Genomic DNA, 19,661 nt, shown 5'->3' with positions numbered 1-19,661 from the left:
CAGATGTTGGCGTGGGCGAGGGTGACGCCCTTGGGTGTGCCGGTGGAGCCGGAGGTGTAGATGACGTAGATCAGGTTGTCCGGGCGGACGTCGACCGATGGATTGTCCGTGGGCCGGGCCTCGATCGTCGTCGCGTCCTCGATGGAGTCCAGGACGATCGTGCGGCCGTGGTGGATGCTCGCGATGAGGTCGGTGTGCTGGTGCTGGGTGATCGCGATGGCGGCGCGGGCGTCGCCGAGGATGTAGCCGAGGCGCTCGACGGGGTTGGACGGGTCGAGGGGGAGGTAGCCGGCGCCGGACTTGAGGACGCCGAGGAGGGTGGGGATGAGGTTGATGCTGCGTTCGAGGCAGACCGCGACGAGGGTCTCGGGTGTGGCGCCCTGCTCGATGAGGTGGTGGGCGATCTGGTTGGCGCGCTCGTTGAGCTCGCGGTAGGTGAGGTGGGTGCCTTCGTAGGTCAGCGCGAGGGCGTCGGGGGTGGTGGCGGCCTGGCGTTCGAAGGCGTGGTGGACGCACTCCTCGCCGGTGATGACGTGGGCGGGGTTCCACTCCTCCAGGAGCTGGGTGGTCTCGGTCTCGGGCAGGTAGGTGGCGCGGGCGTCGCCGGTCGGGTCGGCGGCCATCGCCTCCAGCACCCGCCGGTACATCTGCGCGAGCCGGTCCATGTTCTCGGCGCTCAGCACCTGGTAGGTGCTGGTGAGGGCGACGCGCCCGGCACCTGCGCTGACGAGGAAGCCGAACTCGGTCGGAGCGTCGTGGAAGGTCCCGCCGGAATCGACACGTTCCCGGTCGACCTGGTGGAAGTCCTGGTAGTCGAACAGGATCGTGAGGAGCCGCTCGGTCGAGCCGGCGTCCCGCTGGATGGCGGGGAGCGGGTAGCGGCGGTGGCCCCAGATGGCGGTTTCCTGGTCGAAGACCTGCTCGACCAGCTCGCGCCAGGTGCGGGCACTGCGATCCATCGGGAACGGCACGGTGTTGAGGTGCATGCCGAGCACGCGGTCGCCGCCGGTGGCCTCCAGGCGGCCGTGGGCCACCAGCCCGGTGTGGAAGGCGGGTTCGGGGGTCAGCATGCCGAGGACCTTGACGTGGGCCGCGAGCAGCACGCTCTTCAGCGACGTCCGGGCGGCCGCCGCCAGGGCTCGCAGCCCCGGCTCCAGCTCCTGGAGGGAGATCTGGGCGCCGTGGTGCTGAGTACCACCCTCCCCGGCCCACGAGGCCGGAACGGACACCGGGATGTGGGTGTCGGTGATGTTCTGCCAGTAGGCGCGGTCGTCCTCGTTGTCGAGGGATTCCAGCTCGGCCGCGATGAAGTCGGCGTAGCGGACGGCCGGCGGCTGCGGGAGTGCGAGGGGCGCCTCGTCGCGGATGGAGCGGTAGGCCTCCAGCAGCTCCATCAGGAGGGTGTGGTAGCTCCAGCCCTCGGTGATGGCGTGGTTCTGAGTGAACGTCAGGCGCCAGGTTCGGTCGGACTCCAGGTGCACGTTGAGGCGGATCAGGGGCGCGGTGGTGAGGTCGAACAGGGTGGCGCGCTCCTGGTGGAGGAGTTCGATCTCGTTGGCGCGCTGGTCGTCGGTGGTGAGGTCGCGCAGGTCGTGGACGGTGAGCGGGATCTCCACCTCGGCGTGCACCAGCTGGAGCGGCTGCGAGTAGCCGGTGAGGTGCATGGAGGTGCGGAGCATGTCGTGACGGGTCGAGACCAGGCGGACGGCCTCGCGCAGGGCGGCCTCGGAGAAGGGCTGCTCGTCCGGGATCCGGAAGGTGTTGAGGTTGTGGTAGGTGTTGCGGCCGTCGCCGGCGAGCATTTCGACGAGCATGCCGGTCTGGATCTGGGAGAGCGGGTAGGCGTCGACGACGTCGGCGGGGAGTAGGGCCCGGTCTTCGTCGCTGATCAGGGTGAACGGTGCTACCGGCTCGGTCGTGGCTGCGGGGGTGCTTTCGCCGGCCAGGACGGCGAGTGCGGCGATGGTGCGGTGTTGGAAGATCTGCTGGATGCTGAGGTCGTAGCCGGCCTGGCGCAGTGCGCCGGAGAGGCGGACGGCGCGGATGGAGTCGCCGCCGAGGTCGAAGAAGCTGTCTTCGACGCTGACCTGGTCGGTGGGCAGGTCGAGGACCTGGGCCCAGACGGCGGTGACGCGCTCTTCGGCGGGGGTGCGGGGGGCGATGTGGGTGGTGGTGGCGAAGGCGGAGCGTTCGGGGGAGGGCAGGGCCCGGTGGTCGAGCTTGCCGTTGGGGGTGAGCGGGATCGCGTCGATCGTCACGAACGCGGCGGGGACCATGTAGTCCGGCAGGGTGTGGGACAGGTGGGCGCGCAGGTCGGCCGGGTCGGCGACGCGGTCGTCGGCGGGGACGAGGTAGGCGACGAGCTGCTTGCCGCTGTCGGTGTCGTGCGCGGTGACGACGGCGTCGCGGACGTCGGGGTGTTCGGTCAGCTTGGCCTGGATCTCGCCGAGTTCGATGCGGTAGCCGCGGATCTTGACCTGGGTGTCGATGCGGCCCAGGAACTCCAGGGTGCCGTCCGCCAGACGTCGGGCGAGGTCACCAGAGCGGTACATCCGTGAGCTGGCGGGGCCGTACGGGTCGGGGACGAAGCGCTCGGCGGTCAGGTCGGGGCGGTTGAGGTAGCCACGGGCGACACCGGGGCCGGCGACGTGGATCTCGCCGGGGATGCCGACAGGTACCAGGTGACCACGCTCGTCGAGGAGGTGGATGCCCAGGTCCGCGAGGGGGCTGCCGATCGGGTTGCGGTGCGGGCTGGCGAGGTCGGCCGCGGTCACCTGGTGGTAGGTGGAGTGCACGGTCGTCTCGGTGATGCCGTACATGTTGACCAGCGCCGGCATCTCGGAGCCCAGGCGGTCCGTCCAGGGCGCGAGGTCGCCGATCTCCAGCTTCTCACCGGCGAAGACGACGGCTCGCAGGGCGAGTTCGTCGATCCGCGGGTCGCCGTCGGCGGCGATCGAGACGAGGGAACGGAAGGCGGTGGGAGTCTGGCAGAGGATGGTCGCCCGCTGCGTGACCATGAGGTCGAGGAAGTCGTGCGGCGAGCGCAGGACCTCGAACGGCGCGACGACCAGGCGCCCGCCGTGGAGCAGAGCGCCCCACATCTCCCAGACGGAGACGTCGAAGGCGTAGGAGTGGAACAGCGTCCACACATCGTCCGCGCCGAACGCGAACTGCTCGCGCACCGAGGCCAGCAGGCGCCAGACGTTGGCGTGGGTGAGCGTGACACCCTTCGGCGTACCGGTGGAACCGGAGGTGTAGATGACGTAGATCAGGTTGTCCGGGCGGACGTCGACGGTCGGGTTGGTGACCGGCTGAGCGTTGATCGCGGCAGCGTCCTGGTCTTCGTCGAGGACGACCGTGCGGCCCTGGTGGATACCGGCGACCAGGTCGGTGTGCTGCTGCTGGGTGACGACGATCTGTGCGCGGGCGTGGCCCAGGATGTAGCCGAGGCGCTCGACCGGGTTGGAGGGGTCGAGGGGGAGGTAGCCGGCGCCGGACTTCAGCACGCCCAGGATGGTCGGGATGAGGTCGATGCCGCGCTCCAGGCACACCGCGACAAGGGTCTCGGGCGTGGCGCCCTGCTCGATCAGGTGGTGGGCGATCCGGTTGGCCCGCTCGTTGAGCTGGGCGTAGGTGAGGTGGGTGTCCTCGAAGGTGAGGGCGAGGGCGTCGGGCGTCTCGGCGGCCTGGCGCTCGAAGGCGTGGTGGACGCACTCCTCCCCGGGGATCGTGAGAGCCCGGTTCCACTCCTCCAGGAGCTGGACGGTCTCGGTCTCGGGCAGGTAGGTCGCGCGGGCGTCGCCGGTCGGGTCGGTGGCCATCGCCTCCAGCACCCGCCGGTACATGCCCACCAGCCGCTCGCCGTTCGCCCGGCTGAGGACATCGGTGGCGCTGTTGATGTGGATGCTGCCGCCGGAGGCGATGATGTTGAGCGCGAAGTCGTTGACCGCGCCGCCCGAGCCGAACTGGTCCTCCACCAAGGCGGTGTCGACCTGGTGGAAGTTCAGGTACTCGAAGAGGACCGTGAGGATTCGCTCGCTGGAACCGGCGTCCCGCTGGATGGCGGGGAGCGGGTAGCGGCGGTGGCCCCAGATGGCGGTTTCCTGGTCGAAGACCTGCTCGACCAGCTCGCGCCAGGTGCGGGCGCTGCGGTCGGCCGGGAACGGCACGGTGTTGAGGTGCATGCCGAGCACCCGGTCGCCGTCCGTGGCCTCCAGGCGGCCGTGGGCCACCAGACCGGTGTGGAAGGCGGGCTCGGTGGTCAGCATGCCGAGGACCTTGACGTGGGCCGCGAGCAGCACGCTCTTCAGCGACGTCCGGGCCACGGCCGCCAGCCCACGCAGACCCGACTCCAGGTCGCCGTAGGGGACTTCGAGCCGGTAGTTCTCCCCGGTCGCGTCGGCTTCCTCCCAGCGCGCGGGTACGACCATCGGCACGTGGGTGCTGGTGACCTCGCGCCAGAAGGTGCGGTCGTCCTCGTTGTCGAGGGACTCCAGCTCGGCCGCGATGAAGTCGGCGTAGCGGACGGCCGGCGGCTGGGCGGACAGCGCGAGCGACGCCCCGTCCAGGACCGCGCGGTAGGTGTCCAGCAGCTCCATCAGCAGGGAGTTGATGCTCCAGCCGTCCGTGACGGCGTGGCTGTGCGTGATGGTGAGTCGCCAGGACCGGTCGGACTCCAGGTGCACGTTGAGCCGCATCAGGGGCGCAGTCGCCAGGTCGAAGACGGTGGCGCGTTCCTGGTGGAGGAGCTCGATCTCGTTGGCGCGCTGGTCGTCGGCGGTGAGGTCGCGCAGGTCGTGGACGCTGAGCGGGATCTCCACCTCGGCGTGCACCAGCTGCAGCGGCTGCGAGTAGCCGGTCAGCTGCACCGAGGTACGCAGGATGTCGTGGCGCCCGGCGACGGCGTCGAGAGCCGTCCGGAACTCCGGTGCAGAGAAGTCGAAGTGCTCGGAGATCACATAGCTGTTGACGTTGTGGTAGGTGTTCTGGCCGTCGCCGGCGAGCATTTCGACGAGCATGCCGGTCTGGACCTGGGAGAGCGGGTAGGCGTCGACGACGTCGGCGGGGAGTAGGGCCCGGTCTTCGTCGCTGATCAGGGTGAACGGTGCTACCGGCTCGGTCGCGGTCGCGGGGGTGCTTTCGCCGGCCAGGACGGCGAGTGCGGCGATGGTGCGGTGTTGGAAGATCTGCTGGATGCTGAGGTCGTAGCCGGCCTGGCGCAGTGCGCCGGAGAGCTGGACGGCGCGGATGGAGTCGCCGCCGAGGTCGAAGAAGCTGTCTTCGACGCTGACCTGGTCGGTGGGCAGGTCGAGGACCTGGGCCCAGACGGCGGTGACGCGTTCCTCGACGGGGGTGCGGGGGGCGACGTGGGCGGAGGCGGCGAAGGCGGAGCGCTCGGGTGCGGGCAGGGCCCGGTGGTCGAGCTTGCCGTTGGGGGTGAGCGGGATCTCCTCGATGGCGACGAAGGCGGCGGGGACCATGTAGTCCGGCAGGGTGAGGGACAGGTGGGCGCGCAGGTCGGCCGGGTCGGGGGTGTGGTTGTCGGCGGCGACGAGGTAGGCGACGAGCTGCTTGCCGCTGTCGGTGTCGTGCGCGGTGACGACGGCGTCGCGGACGTCGGCGTGCTCGGTCAGCTTGGCCTGGATCTCGCCGAGTTCGATGCGGTAGCCGCGGATCTTGACCTGGGTGTCGATGCGGCCGAGGAACTCCAGGGTGCCGTCCGCCAGGCGTCGGGCGAGGTCGCCGGAGCGGTACATCCGTGAGCTGGCGGGGCCGTACGGGTCGGGGACGAAGCGCTCGGCGGTGAGGTCGGGGCGGTTGAGGTAGCCGCGGGCGACGCCGGGGCCGGCGACGTGGATCTCGCCGGGGATGCCGACGGGCACCAGGTGGCCACGCTCGTCCAGCAGGTGGATGCCCAGGTCCGCGAGCGGACTGCCGATCGGGTTGCGGTGCGGGCTGGCGAGGTCGGCCGCGGTCACCTGGTGGTAGGTGGAGTGCACGGTCGTCTCGGTGATGCCGTACATGTTCACGAGGGCAGGCATCTCGGAGCCCAGGCGGTCCGTCCAGGGCGCCAGGTCACCGATCTCCAGCTTCTCGCCCGCGAACACCACGGCTCGCAGGGCGAGTTCGTCGATGCGGGGGTCGCCGTCGGCGGCGAGGGTGGTGAGGGAGCGGAAGGCGGTGGGGGTCTGGCAGAGGATGGTCGCCCGCTGGGCGATCATGAGGTCGAGGAAGTCGTGCGGCGAGCGCAGGACCTCGAACGGGGCGACGACCAGGCGGCCGCCGTGGAGGAGGGCGCCCCACATCTCCCAGACGGAGACGTCGAAGGCGTAGGAGTGGAACAGCGTCCACACATCGTCCGCGCCGAACGCGAACTGCTCGCGCACCGAGGCCAGCAGGCGCCAGACGTTGGCGTGGGTGAGCGTGACACCCTTCGGCGTACCGGTGGAACCGGAGGTGTAGATGACGTAAATGAGGTTGTCAGGACGCGAGTTGGTGATCGGGTTGCTGATCACCTGGTTCTCGATCGTCGTCGCGTCCTCGATGGAGTCCAGGACGACCGTGCGGCCCTGGTGGATGGTGCTCACGAGGTCGGTGTGCTGCTGCTGGGTGACGACGATCTGTGCGCGGGCGTGGCCCAGGATGTAGCCGAGGCGCTCGACCGGGTTGGAGGGGTCGAGGGGGAGGTAGCCGGCGCCGGACTTCAGCACGCCCAGGATGGTCGGGATGAGGTCGATGCCGCGCTCCAGGCACACCGCGACGAGGGTCTCGGGCGTGGCGCCCTGCTCGATGAGGTGGTGGGCGATCTTGTTCGCTCGCTCGTTGAGCTGGGCGTAGGTGAGGTGGGTGTTTTCGAAGGTGAGGGCGAGGGCGTCCGGGGTGGTGGCGGCCTGGTGCTCGAAGGCGTGGTGGACGCACTCCTCCCCGGGGATCGTGAGAGCCCGGTTCCACTCCTCCAGGAGCTGGACGGTCTCGGTCTCGGGCAGGTAGGTCGTGCGGGCGTCGCCGGTCGGGTCGGCGGCCATCGCCTCCAGCACCCGCCGGTACATCCCCACCAGCCGCTCGCCGTTCGCCCGGCTGACGAGGCTGGTCGAGCTGACGAGGGTCAGCCGGCCGGCCTGGGCGAGGACGCTGAAGCCGAACTCGGTCGGCGCGTCGTGGAAGGAATCCCCCAGGTCCACCGAGTCGGTGTCGACCTGGTGGAAGTCCTGGTAGTCGAACATCACGTCGAGCAGTCGCTCCGAGCCGCCCGTGTTGCGCTGGATGGCGGGCAGCGGGTAGCGGCGGTGGCCCCAGATGGCGGTTTCCTGGTCGAAGACCTGCTCGACCAGTTCGCGCCAGGTGCGGGCGCTGCGGTCCGCCGGGAACGGCACGGTGTTGAGGTGCATGCCGAGCACGCGGTCGCCGCCGGTGGCCTCCAGGCGGCCGTGGGCCACCAGCCCGGTGTGGAAGGCGGGTTCGGGGGTCAGCATGCCGAGGACCTTGACGTGCGCGGCGAGCAGCACGCTCTTCAGTGACGTCCGGGCCGCGGCCGCCAGACCGCGCAGCCCCGACTCCAGGTCCCCGTACGGCACCCACAGGTGTAGGCGCTCGGGTTCCGTCCCGGACGGCTCATCGCCCCAACCGGCCGGAAGCATCAGCGGCACGTGGGTGTCGGTGATGTGCTGCCAGTAGGCGCGGTCGTCCTCGCTGTCGAGGGACTCCAGCTCGGCCGCGATGAAGTCGGCGTAGCGGACGGCCGGCGGCTGCGGGAGTGCGAGGGGCACCTCGTCGCGGAGGCAACGGTAGGCCTCCAGCAGCTCCATCAGGAGGGTGTGGTAGCTCCACCCTTCGGTGATGGCATGGGTCTGAGTGAACGTCAGACGCCAGGAGTGGTCCGACTCCAGGTGCACGTTGAGGCGGATCAGGGGCGCGGTGGTGAGGTCGAACAGGGTGGCGCGCTCCTGGTGGAGGAGTTCGATCTCGTTGGCGCGCTGCTGCTCGGCGGTGAGGTCGCGCAGGTCGTGGATGCTGAGCGGGATCTCGACCTCGGCGTGCACCAGCTGGAGCGGCTGCGAGTAGCCGGTGAGGTGCATGGAGGTGCGGAGCATGTCGTGACGGGCGGAGACCAGCCGGACCGCCTCGCGCAACGAGGGCTCGGAGAAGGGCTGCTCGTCCGGGATCCGGAAGGTGTTGACGTTGTGGTAGGTGTTGCGGCCGTCGCCGGAGAGCATCTCCACGAGCATGCCGGTCTGGATCTGGGACAGCGGGTAGGCGTCGACCACGTCGGCGGGCAGCGCGGCCCGGTCTTCGTCGCCGATCAGGGCGAAGGGAACGACCGGTTCGGCGTCGGCCACCGGTCCGCTGTGGGCGGCGTGCTGGGCCAGCGCGGCGATGGTGCGGTGTTGGAAGATCTGCTGGATGCTGAGGTCGTGGCCGGCCTGGCGCAGTGCGCCGGAGAGCTGGACGGCGCGGATGGAGTCGCCGCCGAGGTCGAAGAAGCTGTCTTCGACGCTGACCTGGTCGGTGGGCAGGTCGAGGACCTGGGCCCAGACGGCGGTGATGCGCTCTTCGGCGGGGGTGCGGGGGGCGACGTGGGCGGATGCGGCGAAGGCGGAGCGCTCGGGTGCGGGCAGGGCCCGGTGGTCGAGCTTGCCGTTGGGGGTGAGGGGGATGGTGTCGATGGTGACGAAGGCGGCGGGGACCATGTAGTCCGGCAGTGTGTGGGACAGGTGGGCGCGCAGGTCGGCCGGGTCGGCGACGCGGTCGTCGGCGGGGACGAGGTAGGCGACGAGCTGCTTGCCGCTGTCGCTGTCGTGCGCGGTGACGACGGCGTCGCGGACATCGGCGTGCTCGGTCAGCTTGGCCTGGATCTCGCCGAGTTCGATGCGGTAGCCGCGGATCTTGACCTGGGTGTCGATGCGGCCGAGGAACTCCAGGGTGCCGTCCGCCAGGCGCCGGGCGAGGTCGCCGGAGCGGTACATCCGCGAGCTGGCGGGGCCGTACGGGTCGGGGACGAAGCGTTCGGCGGTCAGGTCGGGGCGGTTGAGGTAGCCGCGGGCGACGCCGGGGCCGGCGACGTGAATCTCGCCGGGGATGCCCACGGGCACCAGGTGACCACGCTCGTCCAGCAGGTGGATGCCCAGGTCCGCGAGCGGACTGCCGATCGGGTTGCGGTGCGGGTTGGCGAGGTCGGCCGCGGTCACCTGGTGGTAGGTGGAGTGCACGGTCGTTTCGGTGATGCCGTACATGTTGACCAGCGCCGGCATCTCGGAGCCCAGGCGGTCCGTCCAGGGCGCCAGGTCACCGATCTCCAGCTTCTCGCCCGCGAACACCACGGCTCGCAGGGCGAGTTCGTCGATCCGCGGGTCGCCGTCGGCGGCGAGCGAGACGAGGGAACGGAAGGCGGTGGGAGTCTGGCAGAGGATCGTCGCCCGCTGCGTGACCATGAGGTCGAGGAAGTCGTGCGGCGAGCGCAGGACCTCGAACGGGGCGACGACCAGACGCCCGCCGTGGAGCAGAGCGCCCCACATCTCCCAGACGGAGACGTCGAAGGCGTAGGAGTGGAACAGCGTCCACACATCGTTGGCGCCGAACGCGAACTGCTCACGCACCGAGGCCAGCAGGCGCCACACGTTGGCGTGGGTGAGCGTGACACCCTTCGGCGTACCGGTGGAACCCGACGTGTAGATGACGTAGATCAGGTTGTCGGCACGGACATCGACGGTCGGGTCGGTGGCCGGCCGGGCGTCGATGACCGCCGCGTCCACGTCCGAGTCCAGGACGACCATCTGGCCCTGGTGGATGGTGCTCACGAGGTCGGTGTGCCGCTGCTGGGTGACGACGACGGAAGCGCGGGCGTCGCCGAGGATGTAGCCGAGGCGCTCGACCGGGTTGGACGGGTCGAGCGGCAGGTAGCCGGCGCCGGACTTCAGCACACCGAGCAGGGTCGGGATGAGGTCGATGCCGCGCTCCAGGCACACCGCGACGAGGGTCTCCGGCGTGGCGCCCTGTTCGATCAGGTGGTGGGCGATCCTGTTCGCGCGCTCGTTGAGCTCGCGGTAGGTGAGGTGGGTGTCCTCGAAGGTCAGCGCGAGGGCGTCGGGGGTGGCGGCGGCCTGGTGCTCGAAGGCGCGGTGGACACACTCCTCCCCGGGGATCGTGACGGCCCGGTTCCACTCCTCCAGCAGCCGGAGCGCCTCGGTCTCGGGCAGGTAGGTCGCGCGGGCGTCACCGGACGGGTCGGCGGCCATCGCCTCCAGCACCCGCCGGTACATCCCCACCAGCCGCTCGCCGTTCGCCCCGCTGAACACGTCGCTCGGGCAGGTCAGCGTGACGTTCCCGCCCGAGGCGTTCACGTGCAGGCCGAACTCGGTGAAGCCGTCACCGAGGGTCGCCTCCAGGTCCACCGAGTCGGTGTCGACCTGGTGGAAGTCCTGGTAGTCGAACATCACGTCGAGCAGTCGCTCCGAGCCGCCGGTGTTGCGCTGGATGGCGGGGAGCGGGTAGCGGCGGTGGCCCCAGATGGCGGTTTCCTGGTCGAAGACCTGCTCGACCAGTTCGCGCCAGGTGCGGGCACTGCGGTCCGCCGGGAACGGCACGGTGTTGAGGTGCATGCCGAGCACCCGGTCGCCGCCGGTGGCCTCCAGGCGGCCGTGGGCCACCAGACCGGTGTGGAAGGCGGGCTCGGGGGTCAGCATGCCGAGGACCTTGACGTGCGCCGCGAGCAGCACGCTCTTCAGCGACGTCCGGGCCGCGGCCGCCAGACCGCGCAGCCCCGACTCCAGGTCCCCGTACGGCACCTGGAACCGGTGGTGCTCACGCGGCCCCTCCGCGCCCCAGCCGGTCGGCAGCACCACCGGCATGTGGGTGTCGGTGATGTGCTGCCAGTAGGCGCGGTCGTCCTCGTTGTCGAGGGACTCCAGCTCGGCCGCGACGAAGTCGGCGTAGCGGACGGCCGGCGGCTGCGCGAACGGCAGGGGCTCCTCGTCGCGGAGGCAGCGGTAGGCCTCCAGCAGCTCCATCAGCAGCGAGGTGACGCTCCAGCCGTCCGTGATGACGTGGCACTGGGTGAAGGTCAGCCGCCACGCGCGGTCGGACTCCAGGTGCACGTTGAGCCGCAGCAGCGGGGCCCGGGCCGGGTCGAAGGCGGCAGCGCGCTCCCGGCGGAGAAGCTCGGCCGCGTGGTCGCGCCGCTGCTCGGCGGTGAGCTCGCGCACGTCGTGGACGGTGAGCGGGATCTCCACCTCGGCGTGCACCAGCTGCAGCGGCTGCGCGTACCCGGCGAGGTGCACGGAGGTGCGCAGGACGTCGTGGCGCCCGGCGACGACGGCGAGCGCCCCGGTCAGCGCCGCCGACGAGAAGGGCCGGTCGTCGGGGATCCGGAAGGAGTTGACGTTGTGGTAGGTGTTGCGGCCGTCGTCGGCGAGCATCTCGACGATCATGCCGGTCTGGATCTGGGAGAGCGGGTAGGCGTCGACGACGTCGGCCGGCAGCGCGGCCCGGTCCTCGTCGCCGATCAGCGCGAACGGCGCCACCGGCTCGACCGCCGCGACCGGGGTACCCGCCGCGGCCGCCACGGCCAGGGCGGCGACGGTCCGGTGCTCGAAGATCTGCCGGATGGTGAGGTCGTGGCCGGCCTCGCGCAGCGCCGCGCTGAGGCGGACGGCGCGGATGGAGTCGCCGCCGAGGTCGAAGAAACCGTCCTCCACGCCGACCTGCTCCACCGGGAGGCCGAGGACCTCGGCCCAGACGGCGGCGATCCGCTCCTCGACGGGGGTGCGCGGGGCGATGTGCGCGTCGGTGGCGAGGGCGGAGCGCTCGGGGGCCGGCAGCGCGCGGTGGTCGAGCTTGCCGTTGGCGGAGAGCGGCAGGGCGTCGAGCCGCACCAGGGCGGTCGGCACCATGTACTCGGGCAGGCGCTCCCGGATCGCGGCGCGCAGCCGCTCGGGGTCGGCGTCGCCGACGACGTAGGCCACCAGGTGCTGGTCCTGGTCGTCGTCCTCGCGGACGACGACCGCGGCGTCGCGGACCCGGGGCTGCTCGCGCAGGGCGGTCTCGATCTCGCCCAGCTCGATGCGCAGGCCGCGCAGCTTGACCTGGGTGTCGATGCGGCCGAGGAAGTCGAGGGTGCCGTCCGGCCGCCAGCGGGCGAGGTCGCCGGTGGCGTACATCCGGTCGCCGGGGTCGCCGAACGGGTCCGGAAGGAAGCGGTCGGCGGTCAGGGCGGGGCGGCCGAGGTAGCCGCGGGCCACGCCGACGCCGCAGATGTGCAGCTGGCCGGGGACGCCGATCGGCGCGGGGCGCAGCCGGTCGTCGAGGACGAGCAGGCGGATGTTGTCGATCGGGCCGCCGATCGGGACGCGGGCGAGCCCGGCGAGCTCCTCGGGGGTGCAGTGCCACGCGGTGACGTCGACGGCCGCCTCGGTGGGGCCGTAGAGGTTGTGCAGCTGGGCGGGCAGGGCGGCGAGGGCGCGGGTGGCGACCTGGGCGGGCAGGGCCTCGCCGCTGCACAGGACGAGCCGCAGCGACGGACAGAGCCGGCCGGCCCCGGCGGTGTTCCCGGCGGTGTTCCCGGCGTCGGCCCCGCCGTCGGTCCCGGCCTCGGCGAGGAAGAGGGAGAGCATGGACGGCACGAAGTGCGCGACGGTGACGCCGGCCCGGTCGATCAGCTCACGCAGGTACGCCGGGTCGCGGTGCCCGCCGGGCAGCGCGATCTCCAGGCGGGCGCCGGCGATCAGCGGCCAGAAGAACTCCCAGACGGACACGTCGAAGCCGGCCGGCGTCTTCTGCAGGACGGTGTCGGCGGTGGTGAGCCCGTAGGCGTTCTGCATCCAGTGCAGGCGGTTGACGATGGCGCGGTGGGTGGTGACCACGCCCTTCGGCTGCCCGGTGGAGCCCGAGGTGTAGATGACGTAGGCCGCGTTGTCCGGGCCCGCGGTCCGCTCGGGGTTGTCGGTCGACTGCCCGGCCCACTCGGCGGGGTCGTCCAGGGTGAGCACCCGCACGGTGTCGTCCGGGTGGCGGCGGCCGAGCTGGTCGCGGGTGGTGAGCAGGATCGGGGCGGCGCTGTCGGCGAGCATGAAGTCCAGCCGCGCGTCCGGGTGTTCGGGGTCCAGCGGCAGGTAGGCGGCGCCGGCCTTGACCACGCCGTGGATCGCGACGGCGAGGTCGAGCGAGCGCTCGGCGCAGACGGCGACGACCGTCTCCGGGCCGGCGCCGAGTTCGAGCAGCCGGTGGGCGACCTGGTTGGCCCGGGCGTTGAAGGCCGCGTGGTCGAGGGTCAGGCCGTCGAAGGAGACGGCGGGCGCGTCCGGGGTGCGGGCAGCCTGCTCCTCGACGAGGTCGGCGAGCGTGCTGGTGTGCGGGAACCCGGCGTCGGTGGCGTTGAAGGCGGTGAGGATCTGCTCCTGCTCGGCGGCCGGGAGCAGGTTCAGCGCCCCGACCGGGAGCTCCGGGTGCTCCGTGACGGCCCGCAGCAGCGTCTCGTAGTGTCCGGCCAGCCGCTCGACGGTGGCGTGGTCGAACAGCGCCTCGGCGTAGGTGAAGCGGGCGTCCAGCGAGCCGTCGGCGGCCTCCTGGAGCTCCAGGGTGAGGTCGAACTTGGCGATCCGGTCGCCGTCCAGCGCCTCGACGGTCAGGCCGGGCAGGTCGAACGCCCCGGTGCGGTCCTCCTGGAGGACGAAGTCGACCTGGAACAGCGGGGTGCGGGACATGTCGCGTTCCGGCTGCAGCTCGTCGACGAGCCGGGCGAACGGGACGGTCTGGTGGTCGAACGCCCCCAGCAGGGTGTCGCGGCCGTCGTCGACGAGCCGCGCGAAGGACGGGTCGCCCTGCCACTGGCCGCGGGCGACCAGGGTGTTGATGCCGTAGCCGACGATCTGCTGCAGCTCGGGGTGGTTGCGGCCGGAGATGGTCACGCCGACCGGGATGTCGGTGGTTCCGGCGTAGCGGGAGAGCAGCAGCTGCCACCCGGTGAGCAGGGTGGTGAACAGGGTGGTGCCGTGCCGGGTGCCGAGCGAGCGGGCCCGCGCGGCCAGCTCGGCGGGGATCGTGCGGCGTACGGTGCGGCCGGCCCAGCCGCGGACGGCGGGCCGCCGGCGGTCGGTCGGCAGCTCCAGCGGCTGTGCGCCGGCCAGCCGCTCGCGCCAGTAGGAGAGTTCCTTCTCCAGGTGCGGGCCGGTCAGCCGGTCGCGCTGCCAGGCGGCGAAGTCGGCGTACTGGACGGGCAGCGGGGCGAGCCGGGCGGGCTCGCCGCCGGTCCCGGCGCGGTAGAGGGCGCTGAGCTCGCCGGTGAGCAGCCGGACCGACCAGGCGTCGCAGGCGATGTGGTGGAAGGTCACCACCAGCAGGTGCTCGTCCTCGTGCAGCTTCAGCAGCGAGGCCCGGACCGGCCAGCGCTGTTCGAGGTCGAAGGGGGCGGCGAAGTCCGCCTCGGCGAGCTCCCGGGCCCGCCGGTCGCGCTCGTCGGCGGGGACCTCGGTGAGGTCGGTCACCGTCCACTGCGGGGCGGCGGGGGCGTCGACGACCTGTCGCGGCTCCTCGCCCACCAGCAGGTAGCGGGTGCGCAGGATCTCGTGGCGGGCGACCACCTGCTCCCAGGCGGCGCGCAGGGCCTCGGTGTCGAGCGCGCCGCGCAGCCGGACCGCCAGCGGCACGTGGTACTCGGCGCTCTGCGGGTCGAGGCGGTGCAGGAACCACATCTGCTGCTGGCCGAAGGACAGCGGCATCGGCCGGCCGCGGTCGACGAGCGGGATCTCCGTGCGCCGTCCGGACGCGGTTCCGGCCAGTCGGCGACGGAGCACCTCCTCGCGCAGTCGCGCCAGCTCCATGTCGGACACGGGGTTACTGTCGATGCTCATGCCTGGTGCTCCCTTGCCTTCGCCTCAAGAAGTTCTGCCGCCGTCATCTGCTCGATCTCGGCCCTGATCAGGGCCTCCACCACCTGTGCGAGCGATCGGACGGTGGGGTTTTCGAGGACGCTCCGGACGGAGAGGTCAATGTCGAATTCGTCCCGCAGGGACGAGGTCATGCGGATCGCCAGGATGGAGTGGCCGCCCAGCGCGAAGAAGTCGTCCTCGACGCCGATCCGCTCCCGGTCCAGGAGCGTCGCCCAGACCCCGGCGATCCGCTCCTCGATGGGGGTCTCCGGCGGGCGGTGGGCGTCGGTGGACTCGTGGACCGCGGGTAGTGCGCGGTGGTCGAGCTTGCCGTTGGACGTCAGCGGCACCGCCTCGATGGCGGTGATCGACGCCGGGACCATGTACTCCGGAAGCGCGTCGGACAGCCGCTGCCGGACCTGCCCGGGGTCGAACCCGTGGTCGGGTGCGGGCACGACGAAGGCCGCCAGGGACTTCTCGCCGGGACGGGCCTCGTGGACGACCACGACGGCGTCGCGGATCCCGGGCTCGGCGGTGAGCCGGGCCTCGATCTCGCCGAGCTCGATCCGGTAGCCGCGGATCTTGACCTGGGTGTCGATCCGGCCGAGGAAGTCGATGCTGCCGTCGGGCAGCCGGCGGACCAGGTCACCGGTCCGGTAGAGCCGCGACCCGGGCGGGCCGTACGGGTCGGGGACGAACTGCGCGGCGGTGAGGCCGGGGCGGTCGAGGTAGCCGCGGGCCACGCCCTCGCCGCCGATGTGCAGCTCGCCCGGCACGCCGACGGGGACCGGCCGGCCGGTGGCGTCCAGCACGTACGCCGTCACGTTGGGCAGCGGTCCGCCCAGCGGGACCACCGCGTCGGCCGTCTTGTCGACGGGGAAGACGGTGCTGCCGATCGAGGCCTCGGTCGGGCCGTACTCGTTGACCAGCCGGCCGGGGCCCAGCGCGTCCAGCCAGTGGTTGGCCGTCCGGGCGGGCAGGGCCTCGCCGGCGACCAGCACCACGCCGGCGAGGCGGTCGAGCTGCTGCGGGGTGAGCTGGTGGGTGAGCAGCTCCAGGTGGCCCGGGGTGAGCTTGACGAAGGAGAACGGGCCGGCCGCGGCGAGTTCGGCGCCGAGCCGTCCGAGGTCGAGGTCGGCGGGCAGCAGGTGGACCGGGCGGCCGGTGAGCAGCGGGGCGTACAGGTTGGTCGCCGGCAGGTCGAAGGCGACGGAGGAGAACAGCGGGGCACCGCCCTCGCCGTGCACGAGGTCCCGGGCCGCCCACCGGAGGTGGTTGGCCAGGCCCCGGTGGCTGACCATGACGCCCTTCGGCCGCCCGGTCGAGCCCGAGGTGTAGATGACGTAGGCCAGCTGCTCCGGGTCGGTGTGCCGCGGCGGCGGGCCGGCCGGCAGGTCGGCGGAGCCGTCGGCGGCGTCGGCCGCGCGGTCCAGGAGCAGCCGGGTGCCGGTGAACCCCTCGGTGGCCGAGGTCAGCGTGGAGTCGCTGATCAGGACGGTGGCGCCGCTGTCGGCGAGGATGTGCTCCAGCCGCTCCGGCGGGTTGTCCGGGTCGAGCGGGACGTAGGCCGCGCCGGCCTTCCACACGCCGAGCAGCGCCTCGACGAGGCCGGGGCCGCGCCGCAGGCAGACGCCGACCAGGCGGTCCGGGCCGGCTCCCAGCGCGACCAGCCGGTGGGCGATCCGGTCGGCCGCGCGGTCGAGTTCCCGGTAGCCGATCCGCTCCGGGCCGGCGACCAGGGCGGTCGCGTCGGGGGTCGCGGCGGCCTGGGCCTCGATCAGGTCGATCACCGAGCCGGCCGGCCAGGCGGTGCGCATGCCGTTCCAGCCGCCGAGCAGGTCCGCGCGCTCCCGGGCCGACAGGATCTCCAGGTCACGCAGCCCGGTGCCGGGGGCGGCGGCCGCCGAGGCGAGCAGCTGGACGAAGTGCCCGGCGAGGCGCTCGACGGTGGCGTGCTCGAAGACGGCGCTCGCGTACTCGAAGACGCCGTTCAGCGTGCCGTCGGCGTTCCGGCGCAGGTACAGGGTGAGGTCGGTCTTGGCGACCCGGCGGGAGCCGAGGAAGAGCGCGTGGTCGGCCTCGCCCGGCATGCCGCCGGTGACCTGCTCGTCGTTGTAGTTGAAGGCGACCTGGTAGAGCGGCGTCCGGGACGGGTCGCGCTCCGGGCGGAGTTCCTCGACCAGCCGGTCGAACGACACGTCCTGGTGGGCGAACGCGGCGAGGCCGGTGGCGCGGACGCCGTCCAGGGCGTCGGCGAAGCCCCGGGCGGGGTCGAGGCGGCAGCGCAGGACCAGGGAGTTCAGGAAGAAGCCCACGACGGGCTCGACCTCCGGGCGGTCCCGCCCGGCGACCGGGACGCCCACGCCGACGTCCCACTGCCCGGTGTAGCGGGCGAGCAGGGCGGCGAAGCCGGCCAGCAGGGTCAGGAAGGGGCTGGCCTCGTGGCGCTGGCCGAGGGCGAGCAGCTCGTCCGCCAGCGGGGCCGGGACCGTGACGGCCACCATGCCGCCGCGGGGGTCGCGTTCGGCCGGGCGCGGGTGGTCGGCGGGCAGCTCCAGGACGGTCATCCCGTCGAGCTCGCGCCGCCAGAACTCGACTCCGGCCCGGTGGCCGTCCTCGTCGGCGGAGCGCTGCTGCCAGGCCGCGTAGTCGGCGTACTGGATGACGGGCGCGGGCAGCTCGGGCGTGCGGCCGGTGTGCAGCGCGTCGCAGATCTCCCGGAACTCGCGCTCCAGCACGGTGGCCGACCAGCCGTCACAGGCGATGTGGTGGACGGTGATGAACAGCAGCTGGTCGCGGCCGTCCTCGCGGAGCAGCAGGGCCCGCCACAGCCGCCCGGCCTCCAGGTCGAACTCCTCCTCGAACCTGGCGACGACCGCGGCGCCGAGGTCGTGCGGGGGACAGTCGAGGACCGTCAGCTCGACCGGCGAGGGCGCCTCGACGAGCTGCGCGGGCTCGCCGTCCTGGATCAGGTAGCGGGTGCGCAGCGACTCGTGCCGCTCGCCGAGCACGTCCAGGGCCCGGCGCACGGTGTCCGCGGGGACGTCCGCGGGCAGGCGCAGGAGGAGCGGGACGATCCACTCGGCGCTGCCGGGCCTGGCCCGGTCCAGGTACCACAGCCGCCGCTGGCCGGAGGAGAGCGGGAGCGCTCCGTCCCGGGCGACGGGTTCGACCGGGCGGCCGGCGGCGGGGGCGTCGCGGAGCAGCTCGGCCTGCTGTTCCACCGTCATCGCGGTGTAGAGGCCGGACAGGTCGAGCAGCTTGCCGGTGCTCCGGTGCAGGCGCTCGATCAGCCGGGTGAGCAGCAGGGAGTAGCCGCCGAGCTGGAAGAAGTCGTCGTGGGCGCCGATGTCGTCGATGCCGAGCAGCTCGGACCAGACGGCGGCGACTGCGCGCTCCTCGGCGGTCCGCGGCTCGACGTACGGCGGGTGGTCGTCGTCCAGCAGCAGGGCCGGTGCGGTGGGCGGCTCCTGGTCCGGGGCGTCGGCGAGCCGGCCCAGGTGCTCCAGGGTGCCGTCGTTGCGCCGCCGGACGAGCTCTCCGGTGCGGTGGAGCCGCTCGCCGGGCTTCCCGTAAGGGTCCGGGAGGAAGCACTCCGCGGTGAGGGCCGGGCGGCGGTGGAAGCCGAGCGCGGTGCCGGTGCCGGTGAGGTGGAGCTCGCCGGGGACGCCGGGCGGTACCGGTTCGCCGGACTCGTCCAGGACCACGGTCCGTACCTCGCCGGTCAGCCGGTCGAGCGGTACGGGGGTGGCCTCGGCGCCGGGTTCGTGGCCGAAGGCGGCGACCGGCAGGCCGCGGCCGGCGGCGCCGTGCAGGCTCCGGACCGCGGCCCGGGTGCGCCCGGCCAGCAGCCGGCACACCTCGTGGGCCGTCGTGGGGTCCGGCCCGGGGGTGTGGCACACCACGAGCCGCAGCTCGGCGGGCTCGGCCCAGGCGGCGAGGTCCGCCGCCGGGCGCAGGGCGTCGGGGGTGGTGGTGAGCACGGTGGCGCGCAGCGCGGCGGCGGTGTGCGGCAGCGCCTCGGTCCCGGCCGCCGGGTCGGCGGGCGGCGCGGTCACCACGGTGGCGCCGGTGGTCAGCGCGGCGAACAGGACGCCGTGCAGGTCGAGGTCGTCGACCGGGCCGGCCAGCAGCAGGACGTCGGAGGCGGTGAGGCCGTAGTGCTCCGCGAGCCGGCCGGCGTGCCGGGCCGTGTCGGCGGCGTCCAGCACCCACCCGGTACCGGTGCGGCCGTAGGCGACCAGGGCGGGGGAGGCGGCCTCGTCGGCCGGCTCCAGGGGCTCCACCGGCTCGGCCTGCTCGGCCTGCTCGGCCTGCTCGGCCGACTCGGCGAGGCCGGCGAGGCGATCCGGCCGGCCGGGCTCCAGCCGCAGGTGCTTCGTGCCGGGCGGCACGGGCAGCTCCGTTCCGGCGGTGATCACCGCGTCGGGCCGGGCGTCCTCCAGGAGGAGGGCCAGGCGCTCGGCGGGGGCGTCCGGGGCCGCGAGGACGGCGGCGGCTCCGGTCTTGTGCACCGCCAGCAGGGCGGTGGCCAGGGTGGAGCCGGGGGGCAGACCGAGGGCCACGGTCCTGCCCGCCCGTACCCCGTGATCCCGCAGGAGGCTCGCCAGGCGCCCGGCATTCACCTCCAGTTCCCCGTAGCCGACCCGCTGGCCGTTCTCGATGAACGCCACGGTGTCGGGGGATTGCGCCGCGCGCTGCGCGACGATGTGGTGCAGAAGCGAATGCCGGGCCACACGGACTCCTGTGATCGACAGTGAAAAGGCAAGCCGAAACGGCATGGCTGGACGGAGCGGCCGGGAT

Annotated in this window: 2 protein-coding genes; both read right to left on the bottom strand. The window is 72.5% G+C overall.

All coding sequences use genetic code 11. The features are described 5' to 3' along the window. On the bottom strand, positions 1 to 14,840 hold a 14,840-nt coding region (locus tag ACFVVL_RS20605), incomplete at its 3' end, for an amino acid adenylation domain-containing protein (RefSeq protein WP_387677193.1). Then, positions 14,837 to 19,594 (bottom strand): amino acid adenylation domain-containing protein, encoded by a 4,758-nt coding sequence (locus tag ACFVVL_RS20600; protein WP_387677190.1) that lies wholly within the window; start codon positions 19,592 to 19,594, stop codon positions 14,837 to 14,839. The genes ACFVVL_RS20600 and ACFVVL_RS20605, both read right to left, overlap by 4 nt. Between the last annotated feature and the right edge of the window lie 67 nt (positions 19,595 to 19,661).

The organism is Kitasatospora sp. NPDC058115 (assembly GCF_042884635.1).
Lineage (GTDB): Bacteria > Actinomycetota > Actinomycetes > Streptomycetales > Streptomycetaceae > Kitasatospora.
The sequence above is the reverse complement of the archived record's forward strand: the minus strand, read 5'-3'. Positions and strand labels throughout refer to the sequence as shown.